The following is a 12,925-nucleotide window of genomic DNA, read 5'->3' on the forward strand; positions in this document are numbered from 1 at the left end:
ACGGAGCAGATCCCATGAACAACACCATTCCCGCCATCGAGGACACGATGACCGTCATCGCCGAGGTGATCGGTATCGCCACCGCCGCGTCCGATGCCAACTTCTTCGACCTCGGTGGCGACTCACTGACTGCCGCCCACCTGTCGCTGCTGCTGGAGGAGAAGTTCGGCGGCGAGGTGGACGTCTTCACCATCTACGCCGCCGAGGATCTGACCGAGATCCACGAGGCACTGGTGCGGTCCCTGACCGAGGCGCGCGAGGTGACCGCATGACGACCGCATTCCCCCTCACCGAGCCGGCGGTGCGTTCCCCGCTCGTCGCCAGGATCAGCGCGGTCGCGGCGGCCCGGCCGGGCGCACCCGCCATCACCGGCGCACAGGGTTCGCTGCACTACGGCGAACTCGACGAACTGCGGACCGCCTGGTGGCGGGACCTGACTGACCGGGCGATTCCGCCGGGCTCCGTCATCGCACTGGTCGTGGCGGACCCGCTGTTCCTCGGCCCCGCGTTCCTCGCGGCCCGCTCCGCCGGTCTCGTCCCGCTGCTGGTCGACCCGCACATGCCGCCGGCCCGCCGGGCGGCTGTCTTCGCGGCCGCGCGGCCCGCGCTGACCATGCGAGTGGCCGGCACACCCGAGTACGAACCCGGTGCCGCGACACCGCGCGTCCTGGATCCGGCCGCCGGTTACCTCGGCTTCACCTCCGGCACCCAGGGGCCGCCGAAGGGCATTGTCGCCAACGAGAACGGCGCGTTCCACTTCGTGGAGTGGGAAATCGGGGCGCTCGGGCTGCGACCCGGCACGCGTGTCGCGCAGCTCAGCCCGCCGACCTTCGAGGTCATCATCCGAGAGCTGTTCGTCACCTTGTGCGGCGGGGGCGAACTGCTCGCCGCACCGTCCCGGGTTCGCGCCAATGCCGCCGCCGTGGTGCCGTGGCTGGCCGACCAGGAGGCCGAACTGGTCCACGTCGTCCCCGGCCTGTCCACCCGCTGGACGGAGGCGGCACCCGGTCACCGGCTGCCGCGGCTGCGGTGGACCGTGTTCGCCGGCGAGCCGCTGCACGCGGGCCACGTCCACGGCTGGTGGCGATCGGCGCCGCACAGCGAGATCATCAACGTCTACGGTCCATCCGAGACGACGCTGGCGAAGTTCTGGTACCGCGTTCCGGACAACCCCCTCCCCGGCGTGCAACCGGTGGGCCGGCCGCTGCCCGGCACGCGCCTGCTCACGAGCGCCGCACCCGGCACCCCGTTCCCGGTGACCATCGAGACACCGCACGGTTCGCTCGGCTACCTGCCGGGCACGGCGTCCGCCGCGGATCATGCGGCGCTCGTCCGCCGCGACGGCGTCACCACGTTCGCGAGCAAGGACCTGGGCATGGTCACCGACGACGGTTCCCTCGTGATCACCGGGCGTTCCGACTCCCGCGTGAAGCGGCTCGGCGTTTTCGTCGACCTCACCGTCATCGAGGAGACGGCCGCGGGCCAGCCGGACGTGCGGCTCGCCTGCTGCCTGCAGACCGGGCCGGAAAAGGGCGGCGCGCTGGTGCTGTTCGTCGAGCCCGCATCCGACCTGGCCGCCGCGGGCCTGCTGCGGCGGCTGCGCCGGGAACTCGGACCGGGCGCCCCCGACGATGTGGTCGCCTTGCCGCGGATGCCGTTGTCCCCCAACGGAAAGGTCGACCGACGGGCGCTCGCCGAGCAGCTCGCCGGCAAGCAGATCGGAGCAGCGGCATGAACCGCGCGACCGTCGTCATCGTCGATCCCTATTCGTCCGGGGTGTCCTACGCACCCGCCTTGCGCCGGGCCGGGTTCTCCCCGGTCGCGGTGCTCTCCTGGCCACGACCCGCGGACTCGTTCACGAAAACCTTCCGGCCCGGCGACTTCGACGAAGTGCTGACCGCCGACGCCGGCGACCTGCTCGGCCGGCTGGCCGGGCTGACGCCGGTCGCGGTGCTGCCCGGTGCGGAGAGTGGAGTGGCGCTGGCGGACCGGCTGGCACAGCGGCTGACCCCAGAGCTGGCCCACGTGCCGGAGCTGGCGGCGAGCCGCAGTCACAAGGGCCACATGGCCCGGGCGATGCAAGCGGCTGGGCTGGCGATCACACCCACGCTGTGCGTCCGCGATCCCCGGCACGCCACCGACGCATTGGCGAGCCCCGAATTCGCCGGCCACGACCTGGTCGTCAAACCGGCGACGAGCGTGTCCACCGACGGTGTCACCCTGGTGCCCGCGGGCGAGGATTGGCGCCCCGCGGTGACGGCGCTGCTCGGGCGGACCAATGCCACCGGGGTGGTGAACGACGAAGTGGTCATCCAACGCCGGATGTTCGGCACCGAGTACGTCGTCAACACCTTCTCCCACAACGGCCGGCACGTCGTCACCGACGTGTGCAGGTACACGAAAATCGCGGTGGGGGACAGCTTCGCGGTGTACCAGGACGTCGAGTTCCTGCCCACCCGCGACCCGGCTCACGCGGATCTCATCGACTACGTCCGGCGGTCGCTCGACGCGCTCGGCTTCCGGTTCGGTCCGGCCCACACGGAGGTGATGTCGACCGAGGAGGGGCCGCGGCTGGTCGAGATCAACTCCCGGATAGCGGGCAGTGGCATGGCCGCCGCGGCGGAACTGGCCACCGGCGACAGCGGAGTCCGCCGCACGGTCCGGTATCTCCTCGGCACCCGGGACTTTCTCCCGGACGTCCCGCACCTGCGGTCGGTCACCGTGGCGATGTTCGTCGCCCGCCAGGGTGGTGTCGTGTCCAATGTGGAGGTCCTCGACCAGATCAGGCAACTGCCGACCTGCCGTCGGCTGGAGGTCCGGGTCCGCAACGGCGACCCGATCGCGAAAACCTCGGACCTGCTGTCGTCGCTGCGCCTGGGCTGGGCGCTGTTCGCGCACCGCGACGCCGGGCGGGTGCACGCCGATCACACCAGGGCGCAGGGTTTCGCGGCGCAGCTGGTCACGGTCTGATGACCACCACACTGACCCGCGGACCCCTGTCCATCCAACAGGAGTCGGCGCTGCACGAGGGGCACGGCCGCGACGTGATCTGGAAGGAGTTCGAGCTTCAGCCGTCGGTTTCCCCGGATGAGCTGCGCCGGCGGGTGGACCGGATGATGGATCGTGAGCCCGGGCTTCGCGCCGTCGCGTTCGACCGGGACGGTGTCACCTACGCCGATCACCTCACCGCTCCCCTCAGCGAGGTTTCCTGTGCCGACGATTCCGATGTGCGGCGCTGCTCGCGAACCGCGCGTGATGCCGCGTGGGAGCCGGGCGGACCCTTGTGGCGGTTGGTTGTGTTCACCCGCGCCGACGCCGGACCCAGCGCCGTGCTGGTTGTAGACCATCTGATCGCCGACGTACTGACTGTTGCGCTGATGGTCCGCGAGATCAGCACCGGCGTTGAGCCGGACCCGGCGCGCGGCGGCGGTCGTTACGACGAGTGGGTTCGGCGCCAGCGCGGCGAGTTCGACCTCGGTGATCCTGATTTCCACGCGGAGACGCGACAATTCTGGAACCAGGTGCTGGCCGGCGCGGCACCGCGGCGGGCGACGGGGCTGCCCGGTGTCCGCGATGCGGTTCCCGGCCGTGGCGCCGGAACCGTCGCGCTCAGCGTGCATGTCCCGGTCGATGCCGCGGCCGCGCTCGGCGCTGCCCGAAAGGCCGGCGCCACACCGTTCACGCTCGCCGTGGCGTCCTTCGCCGCCACGATCGCCGCCGGCACGGGTGTCGACGACCTGTCGTGCGCGATCGTCAACCATGGCCGGGCGCCGGGCTTCACGGCCACTTACGGCTGGTTGGCGACCTCCACTCCGCTGCGGGTCACCCAGGATGGGATGAGCGATTTCGGTACGGCGCTGGCAGCCGTGTGCGGTGGGTGGAAGCACATTCTGCCCAGGCTGCACACACCATGGCAGTTCGTGAACGCGGCCTGCGCGGGAAACACCGATTTCGACTGGGGTTCCTACGGCCGGCGGCAACTGATCATCAACTACATGACCGATCCCGTGGCCGGCATCACCGACGAGCACTACCGGGACAAGTACCCGGAATACCCCCGTGACATGCCCTGGATCGAACTGCAGATGATTCCGCTCGCCGCCGGTGGCCACCTGCTCAGGTTTCTCTGCAATTCGGATGACGTCGATCCGGACAGCATGCGAACGCTGCTGCGACAACTCGCCGAGGATTACACGAGGCGCGTGAATACCTTTCTGTGAACCGAAAGGGCAGAAGTTGTTTGACCACCGGTCCCGCGGGTTTACCGTGAGATACATGGCGGACATTTCGTACTGGGCTGCACGCGATACCGAATTGGTGCGCGATGAAACGGTGGGCGACCTGCTCCGCGCCACGACCGAGCGGTTTCCGTCCTTGACCGCCCTGATCGAGGGCGTCGCTGAGCCGGAGGCGCGGCGGCGCTGGACGTACGCGGACTTGCTGGGCGAAGCGGAGCAGGCGGCGCGGGCGTTGCTCGGCCGGTTCGCGCCCGGCGAGCGGGTTGCCGTGTGGGCCAACAACATTCCCGAATGGGTCGTGCTCGAGATGGCGGCCGCGCTCGCCGGGGTGACGCTGGTGACCGTGAACCCGGCGCTGCGGCCCGCCGAACTCGCGCACGTGCTCGGGCAGTCGCGCTCGGCGGGCGTGTTCCTGCTGAAGGCGTATCGCACCAACCCGATGGCCGAGTCGCTCGAGCGCGTGCGCGGGAACTTGCCGGAGCTGCGCGAGGTGGTGTTTTTCGAGGACTGGCAAGGATTCCTGGCTTCGGGTTCGGCCACGCAGCGGCTGCCGCACGTCGATCCCGGTGACGCCGCCCAGATCCAGTACACCTCCGGTACGACGGGTGTGCCGAAGGGGGCGGTGCTCCATCACCGTGGCATCACCAACAGCGCGCGGCTGACCTACTCCCGCACGTTCGACCTGCGTCCCGGCGAGGTGTTCGTCAACCCGATGCCGCTGTTCCACACCGCCGGCTGCGTCCTGATCACGCTGTCGGCGATCGCGAGCGGCTGCGCGCAGGCGCTGCTGCCGTACTTCGACCCCGCCCTGCAGCTGCGGCTGATCGAGTCGGAACGCGGCACGTCCTTCGGTGGGGTGCCGACCATGCTCATCGCGTTGCTGAATCATCCGGACTTCCCGGGTACCGACCTGTCGTCGGTGCGGTTCGCGCTGTCCGGCGGGGCGACCGTGCCGCCGGACCTGGTGCGCCGGATCGAACGCACGCTCGGCGTGCCGATGACCCAGACCTTCGCCCAGACCGAGGCCTCGCCCGGGATCACGACCAGCCGCTTCGACGACGATCCGGTGGACCGGGCGGAGACCCTCGGCCGCCCCATTCCCGGCGCCGACGTGAAGATCGTCGACCCCGCCTCCGGCGAGACCGTGCCGTACGGGCAGGTCGGCGAGGTGTGCACGCGCGGTTTCCATGTCATGACCGGCTATTTCGACCTGCCGGACCAGACCGCCGAGACGATCGACGCCGAAGGGTGGCTGCATACCGGTGACCTCGCCACCATGGACAGCCGCGGCTACTGCCGGATCGCGGGGCGGGTCAAGGAGATGATCATCCGCGGCGGCGAGAACATCTATCCGCGGGAGATCGAGCAGGTGCTGTTCGCGCATCCGGAGGTCGTCGACGTCGCGGTGGTCGGGATCCCCGACGACACGTGGGGCGAGCAGGTCGCGGCCTTCGTCAAGCGCACGCCGGGCGCCACCGCCGGCGAGGACGAGCTGTTCGCGTACGTCCGCGAACACCTCGCGCCGCACAAGACCCCGAAGATCTGGCAGTTCGTCGACGAGTTCCCGATGACCGGCTCGGGCAAGATCCAGAAGTTCGTGCTGCGCGACCGGTTCGTGGCTACCGGCGGACGATGACCGTGAACGGGCCGACGACGCGCCGCACGAATTCGGGTGAGTCGAAGAGTTTCGGGTCGAAGGTGACGTCGTCGACGCGGATGTCGGGCGTGCGCGGGAACACATCCACGACAACGCCCATCAGCAACGTCGAGTCGTGGTTGCGGAGCACGAACACGTTCGGCGGTGTGTGCGGGTTCGCGGCCAGCCGCGCGAGCAGCTCCTGCGGACTCGAAGACGTTGCCCAGTAACGGATTTCGTCGTTGCGCTGGTTGTAGTCGGCCAGCGGATTGGCGTACTGGGCGCTGGTGTGCTGGAAACCCCAGTACGGCTGGTACGAGAGCAGATAACCGTTGGCGGACAACACGATCTCGTCCGTCGGTGGGCGTCCGGACAGTTGGTTGATCGTCGTGATCAGCTGCCCGGCCCAGCCCCGGTCCTCGTTGGGATCATGCTGGCCGCTCGGGTTGACGCCCGTCGGGTAGGAGTCGGCCTCGGCCTGGGCGAGCGCGTCCCGCACTCCGTCGGAGACGCTGATCTGCGCGAGTGCGACCGCCGCGGCGCAGGACACGACCAGTGCCGGCGTCGGCACTTTCCGCGGCAGCCAGCGCAGGAACGCGACCGCCGCGAACACGCCGGCCACGGCGAACGTGACGTCCAGCGGAATGACCACCCGGAACGACAGCAACGTCGTGTGCGCCGCGAGCGCGAGCGTCGACAGCACGAACCAGAGGTAGCCGACGCCGGTCAGCACCAGCAGCGCCGCCGCGATCGCGTCCCGCCGGGCGCGCAGCAGGAGCCACACCAGTCCGGCCAGGCACAGCACGCCGAAGACGCTGCCCGGCACGAACGGCGTCGGGAACGACGTGGAGTTCGCCGGCAGGTGGTGCGCGGCGGTGTTGGTCTTGCCGAGCCCGCCGGCGAGCAGGAAGGGGCCCCAGGTGACCAGGGCGAGCGGCGCCGAGACGGCTGCGATGACCGCGACCCGGCGGACCAGCGGTGCGAACGTCCGCTCGCGCACGCCCACGACCACGGCGAGCACCACGACCACCAGCACGCCGAAGAAGAAGTACAGCGTGTACGTCGCCGCCGCGAAGCCGAGATAGCCGCCGATCAGCGCGAGCGGCCAGAAGCGGACGCGCTCCCGTTTGCGCAGCAGCGTCCACGTGAGCACCGCGATCGGCGGCAGCCACGCCGCCGACGGCCACGAGTACGGCTCTTCGATGCCCTGCGAGATGAACCCGGCGAATATCGTCGCTACGGTCGCGAGCAGCGCTAGGCTGCGTCGCGTCACCAGGCTCCACAACGTGAACGCCACCACGGCCGTGATCGCGAGCCAGGTGATCGAGTACGGCTTGTACGCGGCCCAGCCTTCGAGGTGCACGACGTTCGCGAAATGCCCGCCGAGCCAGAACCAGCCGGCCGGGTAGTAGGTCGGCATCCCGAAGTAGTTCATGTCCGCCAGCCCCGGGCTCGCGGTCATGCGCTCCATGAACTGCAGGCGGAACGGGTTGTCGACGGACGCGCCGTACAGGTAGTACCGGGTGCCCTGCAGCGGCAGCGCGATCATCAGCGTGGCCAGGGCGCTCAGCGCGGTCCAGACGCCGACGATCTTCAGCCACGGGCGCCAGCGCACGCCGCGGCGATAGGCCAGCAACGCGAACAGGACGACCACGATCACCGTGCTCGCCAGCGCCATCAGGGCCTGCGGGACGTACGTGCCCGGGGTGATGTGCAGGCGGCCGACGATGAGTTGGAGCGCGATGCTCACCACCGCCGCGAAAACGGCGCCGAGCACGAGTTCCGCCGCCCACCGGCCCGTATGTGGCCGCGCCGGGAGCGGTACGGGGCGCGGCCGGGTCTCCTGCTGGATCAGTTCGCCGCCCCGCGCAGGATCCGGCGGATCACGAGCCGCGCGGTCGGCTTGACGGTGTGCCAGTACCACTCGGCCCAGCGGTAGGCGACCGGGTCGGTCGTGGTCGCGCGTGCCTCGAAGGTCAAGAGGGTCTGCTCCTCGCCGTAGGGCCGGTGGACGAAAGCGATCGCGATCGTACCCCGCCGCGGTCGCGAGAAATTCGGGAACTCCTCCGCGGTGATGTGCTGCCAGTCGGAAAACGCGGTCCAGAACCGGCCGGCCGCACCGAGCACGAGTTCCTGGCCGGGCCGCCGGCCCAGTACCGTCCACCGGCCGTGCGCGAGGATCTCGTCGAAACCCGGGGCGCAATGGCGTGGTCGCAGGGGTGACGGCACGCCGAGTGGCTGAAAGGACGCGGGAACCTCGCCGACCTTTTTGTATGTTTCGTCCGGATTGGCGGTGACAAGAAGGTGTTCTCGGAGCACGAAGTCGAAATGCGGGGTGTATTGGTCCAGCAACGTCATCGGCGTGACGTTCTCCATGGTCACGGTTGTCAACCCCTCCCAGGCCCGCCTGTCATTGGAGCATTGTCGCCAAATGTCAGGTAACCGCAGTCAGGGTCGAAAGTCCTCGAATCGGCAGAGGCGTTTTTCGCCGGAAATCAGTGCGTGCCGATTTTGGTGATTTGCGCCAGCGCCCGGACGACCGCGATGCAGCGGTCTTCGACGTAGTCGAGCCCGGCTTCGGCCGCGATCCGCCGCGCTTCCGCGGACACGATTCCCTGTTGCAGCCACAGGGTTTTCGCGCCGATCGCGACGGCCTGCCGCGCGATTCCCGGTGCTTCCGGGGCGGGCCGGAAGACGTCGACGATGTCGACGGGCTCGGGGATTTCGGTGAGCGAGCGGTACACCTTCTCGCCCAGCAACTCGTCCGCGGACGGGTGCACCGGGATGATGCGGAACCCGTGCGCCTGCAGTGCCGCCGGCACCGAGTGCGCGGACTTGGCGGGATTCCGGCTCAGCCCCACCACCGCGATGGTGTTCGCGGCGGCGAGAGCGCGTTCGGCAAGATCGGCCATGCCTGGTTCAACCCGTTGGCGGTCGTGCGCATTCCGACGTGGCTTTGCGATAGCGGTCAGCCAGGGATCTGAGATGGTCGACCAGTTCGTCCGGTTCGGTGACGGTGAAGTCCATCCCGAGCATGCCGAGGTACACGGCGAGCGTTTCGAGCGAGTCCGCGCCGGTGTCGAGGACGCAGGTCTGCTCGTCGACGACCTGGACGGTGCCGACGGCCGGGTTGATCCGTTCGGTGACCGCCTCGGCGGGTGCGTGCACGGTGACCTTCGCGCGATAGCGCCAGGCCGCGGCTGATGCGCCGCGCATGACCCGGTCGGTGACCTCGTCCGGCAGTGGGCGCGGGGTGAAACGGGGACCGGTCGGGATCTTCGGCTCCATCCGGTCGACGCGGAACGTGCGCCAGTCGTCGCGGTCGACGTCCCACGCGACGAGATACCAGCGGCGGCCCCAGTTCACCATCCGGTACGGCTCGACATTCCGGCGTGTTCGGTCGCCGCCGTGGGTTTGATAGTCGAAGCGGAGGCGCTCGTGATCGCGGCACGCGGCGGCGATCGCCGTGAGCGTCTCGGCGCTGACCCGTGGCCCGTCCTCCGTCTGCGCGCGCACCGAATACTTCTGAAGCGCGTTGACGCGGTGGCGCAAGCGGGACGGGAGCACCTGTTCCAGCTTTGCCAAGGCGCGCAACGAGGTTTCCTCGACGCCGACGATCGTGCCGCCCGCAGCGGTGCGCAACCCGATCGCGACCGCGACGGCCTCCTCGTCGTCCAGGAGCAACGGCGGCAACGCCGCACCCGCCCCGAGCCGGTAACCGCCCGCCGAACCGCGGGTCGCGTGCACGGGGTAGCCGAGATTGCGCAGCCGGTCGATGTCGTTGCGGACCGTCCGAGTGCTGACGTCGAGGCGTCCGGCCAGCTCGGCGCCGGTCCACTCGCGAGGGGTCTGCAGGAGGGAGAGCAGCCGGAGCAGCCTCGCCGAGGTTTCCAACATCTTTTCATTCTGGCACTTCAATAGGAACGAAGTGTGCCTAATGGCCTCTTAGTGTTCCGGGCATGACAAACATCAAGCCCTTCCGCATCGACATCCCGCAGAGCGACCTCGATGACCTGGCCGACCGGCTGTCCCGCACCCGCTTCGCCGACGAGCTGCCCGGCTACGGCGTCCCCGTGGCGCGGGTTCGTGAGCTGGTCGAATACTGGCGTGATCATTTCGACTGGCGTGCCCTGGAGGCGCGGCTCAACGCGTATCCGCAGTTCACGACGGAGATCGACGGGCAGCACATCCATTTCCTGCACGTCCGATCGTCAGTGCCGGATGCGTTCCCGCTGATCCTCACGCACGGCTGGCCGGGTTCGGTCGTCGAATACCTGGATGTGATCGAACCTCTGACCGCGGCCGGTTACGACCTCGTCATCCCGTCCATGCCGGGTTACGGTTTTTCCGGCCCCACCACGGAAACCGGTTGGAGCCGGTACCGCATCGCGCAGGCCTGGGCGTCGCTCATGGACCTTCTGGGCTACGACCGGTACGAGGCGGTCGGCAACGATGGTGGTTCGATGATCTCGCCCGAGGTGGGTCGCATCGCCCCGGATCACGTCGTCGGTGTGCACGTGACGCAGATCTTTTCCTTCCCTAGCGGGGATCCGGCCGAGATGGCGGGCCTGAGCGAGGAAGAGACCGCCGCGCTGGCCCACCTGAAATGGTTCTGGGACACCATCGGGGCTTTCAATGTCCTGCACTCCCAGCAGCCGCAAACGGTCGCGCACGCACTGATGGACTCGCCGGCCGGCCTGGCAGGCTGGAATGGCCAGCTCATGCTCGATCAGGACCTCGACTTCACCGTGGCAAACCTGGCGGTCTACTGGCTCACGAGAACGGCGGCGTCGGCGATCCGCCTGTACCGGGAAGACTCACTCGCCCAACCCCCGACAGGCCCCACGACCGTGCCGTTGGCCCTGGCGTCCTTTGCCGGCGACTTCCAATCCATCCGCCGGTTCGCGGAACGAGACCACAAGAACATCGTTTCGTGGCACACCTACGGCGCCGGCGGCCACTACGCGGCCCACCAGGCCACAGAAGACCTGGTGACGGACATCGTGAGCTTCTTCGGCAAGGCGCGGGCGTAAGCCCACTCAGCCACCTCGAAAAGGTGAGATCCCCTGGGCCCCCTCATCCTGGAGCCTGCCCGTCCGGCGAGGACATCTTTTTCTCTTTTCCCTCGCGCTCCGCGCGAGGGAACGTCGCGCGGAGCGCGACGTAAAACGGCACCGCGCCCACCCCGATCGCCGAGTGTCTAACGGTTGGCACGCCGTATCAAGGGCGCCTTCGGCGTCGCTGCGCGATGACCGCTGGCGCGGTCACCCTTGACACGACGCGCCAACCGCTAGGGCGGCTTTCTATCGGGGTTGGGGGAGGTATGGGTGGGCTGGGTTGGTGGTTACGTGTGTTGCCGGGTGGCGGTTTTTGTTGTTTTTTATTGACAGACGGCGCCGTTCGCGGCCGAGCCGACCAGGGCGGCGTATTTCGCCAGGACGCCCCTGCGCCGTGGGGCCGCCGGCGCTGTCCATGCGTCTTGCCGCTTCGCCAGCTCTTGCTCGTCGACGCGGAGGTCGAGGGTGCGCGACTCCATGTCCAGCACGATCGGGTCGCCGTCCTCGACCAACGCGATCGCGCCACCGTGGGCGGCTTCCGGGGCCACGTGGCCGATGCACAGGCCCGTGGTGCCGCCGGAAAACCGGCCATCGGTCAGGAGGAGCACGTCTTTGCCCAGGCCCGCGCCCTTGATCGCACCGGTCACGGCCAGCATCTCCCGCATCCCCGGCCCACCCCGCGGACCTTCGTATCGGATCACCACGACATCGCCCGGCTCGAGCGTCCCCAGCGCGTCCATCGCCGCCTGCTCGCCGTCGAAAACCCTTGCCCTGCCTTCGAAACGCGAAGAATCGAACCCGGCGCTCTTGACCACGGCACCGTCCGGGGCGAGTGAGCCGTGCAGAATGGTGAGGCCGCCGGTGGGGTGAATGGGGTTCGACAGCCGGCGCAGCACGTCGCCGTCCAGCTCCGGGGGCGCCAGTTCGGTCAGGTTCTCCGCGACGGTTTTCCCGGTGACGGTAAGGCAATCACCATTCAACAACCCGGCATCGAGCAGCGCCTTCATGACGACCGGTACCCCGCCGACCCGATCGACCGCCGTCATCACGTACCGCCCGAAGGGTTTCACATCCGCCAAATGCGGAACACGGTCCCCGATCCGCGTGAAATCGTCCAGGGTCAACGGAACCTCGGCCTCGTGCGCGATCGCGAGCAGGTGCAGCACCGCGTTCGTCGAGCCGCCCAGCGCCATCACGACGGCGATCGCGTTCTTGAACGCCTCCCGGGTCAGCACGTCGCGGGCGGTCATTCCCGCCGCGAGCATGCCGACGACGGCCTCGCCGCTTTCCCGCGCGAACCGGTCGCGCCGCCGGTCCACCGAGGGCGGGCTCGCCGAACCGGGCAGCGACATGCCGAGCGCCTCCGCCGCGCACGCCATGGTGTTCGCCGTGTACATCCCGCCACAGGCGCCTTCACCAGGGCAGATCGCACGCTCGATCTTGTCGACCTCCTCGCGCGAGATCAGCCCACGGGCACAAGCGCCCACCGCCTCGAACGCGTCGATGATCGTGACCTCGCGACCGTCGACCGTGCCGGGCAGGATCGAACCGGCGTAAAGGAAAACCGCGGCGACATCGAGCCGCGCGGCCGCCATCAGCATGCCCGGCAGGCTCTTGTCGCAGCCTGCCAGCAGCATGACCCCGTCGAGCCGCTCCGCCTCCATCACGGTCTCGACCGAATCCGCGATGATCTCCCGCGACACGAGCGAAAAGTGCATCCCTTCGTGCCCCATCGAGATGCCGTCGCTGACCGAAATGGTGCCGAACTCCAGGGGAAAACCACCGCCCGCGTGCACGCCCTGCTTGCCCGCCTGCGCGAGCCGTTGCAGCGAAAGGTTGCACGGTGTGATCTCGTTCCACGAGGACGCGATGCCGACCTGCGGTTTGGCGAAATCCTCGTCGCCCATCCCCACCGCGCGCAACATCCCGCGGGCAGCGGCGCGTTCGAGTCCATCGGTCACGTCACGGGATCGCGGCTTCAAATCGGCCATGGT

At 68.8% G+C, this 12,925-nt stretch carries 11 protein-coding genes; 6 read left to right on the forward strand and 5 right to left on the reverse strand.

The genetic code is table 11. From position 1 onward, the window contains the following. Positions 1 to 14: 14 nt before the first annotated feature. From LOZ83_RS36380 to LOZ83_RS36400, 5 genes are read left to right on the forward strand one after another with little or no spacing between them, the layout of a single operon-like run. Complete coding sequence (locus LOZ83_RS36380) at positions 15 to 272, forward strand: phosphopantetheine-binding protein (protein WP_236796416.1); 258 nt, start codon at positions 15 to 17, stop codon at positions 270 to 272. After that, a complete protein-coding gene (locus tag LOZ83_RS36385) occupies positions 269 to 1,735 on the forward strand; it encodes an AMP-binding protein (protein WP_236796417.1) in 1,467 nt (488 codons plus the stop codon). Before LOZ83_RS36380 ends, LOZ83_RS36385 begins: the two co-directional genes overlap by 4 nt. Beyond that, positions 1,732 to 2,970 carry an ATP-grasp domain-containing protein gene (locus LOZ83_RS36390; RefSeq protein WP_236796418.1) on the forward strand — a complete coding sequence of 413 codons (1,239 nt, stop codon included), beginning with the start codon at positions 1,732 to 1,734 and terminating at the stop codon, positions 2,968 to 2,970. Before LOZ83_RS36385 ends, LOZ83_RS36390 begins: the two co-directional genes overlap by 4 nt. Next, positions 2,970 to 4,220: a condensation domain-containing protein gene (locus LOZ83_RS36395; RefSeq protein ID WP_255826814.1), complete on the forward strand. Its 1,251-nt coding sequence runs from the start codon at positions 2,970 to 2,972 to the stop codon at positions 4,218 to 4,220. Before LOZ83_RS36390 ends, LOZ83_RS36395 begins: the two co-directional genes overlap by 1 nt. 55 nt (positions 4,221 to 4,275) lie before the next feature. Further along, complete coding sequence (locus LOZ83_RS36400; protein ID WP_236796419.1) at positions 4,276 to 5,874, forward strand: AMP-binding protein; 1,599 nt, start codon at positions 4,276 to 4,278, stop codon at positions 5,872 to 5,874. Here LOZ83_RS36400 and LOZ83_RS36405 read toward each other — a convergent pair. From LOZ83_RS36405 to LOZ83_RS36420, 4 genes are all read right to left on the reverse strand, one after another. Further along, positions 5,858 to 7,651 (reverse strand): arabinofuranosyltransferase, encoded by a 1,794-nt coding sequence (locus LOZ83_RS36405; RefSeq protein WP_236796420.1) that lies wholly within the window; start codon positions 7,649 to 7,651, stop codon positions 5,858 to 5,860. The two genes, LOZ83_RS36400 and LOZ83_RS36405, sit on opposite strands and share 17 nt — an antisense overlap. A gap of 74 nt (positions 7,652 to 7,725) precedes the next feature. Further along, positions 7,726 to 8,256, reverse strand: coding sequence for a hypothetical protein (locus LOZ83_RS36410; RefSeq protein WP_236796421.1), 531 nt, complete (start codon positions 8,254 to 8,256; stop codon positions 7,726 to 7,728). A 113-nt stretch (positions 8,257 to 8,369) separates the two neighbouring features. Continuing rightward, on the reverse strand, positions 8,370 to 8,786 hold the full coding sequence (locus LOZ83_RS36415; RefSeq protein ID WP_236796422.1) for a CoA-binding protein: 417 nt from the start codon (positions 8,784 to 8,786) through the stop codon (positions 8,370 to 8,372). A gap of 7 nt (positions 8,787 to 8,793) precedes the next feature. Continuing rightward, positions 8,794 to 9,771, reverse strand: a complete 978-nt coding sequence (locus LOZ83_RS36420) for a YafY family protein (RefSeq protein ID WP_236796423.1) — start codon at positions 9,769 to 9,771, stop codon at positions 8,794 to 8,796. A 62-nt stretch (positions 9,772 to 9,833) separates the two neighbouring features. Here LOZ83_RS36420 and LOZ83_RS36425 point away from each other — a divergent pair, with 62 nt between their 5' ends. Further along, on the forward strand, positions 9,834 to 10,907 hold the full coding sequence (locus tag LOZ83_RS36425) for an epoxide hydrolase family protein (RefSeq protein ID WP_236796424.1): 1,074 nt from the start codon (positions 9,834 to 9,836) through the stop codon (positions 10,905 to 10,907). Positions 10,908 to 11,254: 347 nt separating this feature from the next. On the opposite strand, the gene ilvD is transcribed toward LOZ83_RS36425, so the two are convergent. Beyond that, on the reverse strand, positions 11,255 to 12,922 hold the full coding sequence (ilvD, locus tag LOZ83_RS36430; protein WP_236796425.1) for a dihydroxy-acid dehydratase: 1,668 nt from the start codon (positions 12,920 to 12,922) through the stop codon (positions 11,255 to 11,257). Between the last annotated feature and the right edge of the window lie 3 nt (positions 12,923 to 12,925).

Source organism: Amycolatopsis sp. GM8 (assembly GCF_021653975.1).
Taxonomy (GTDB): Bacteria; Actinomycetota; Actinomycetes; order Mycobacteriales; family Pseudonocardiaceae; genus Amycolatopsis_E.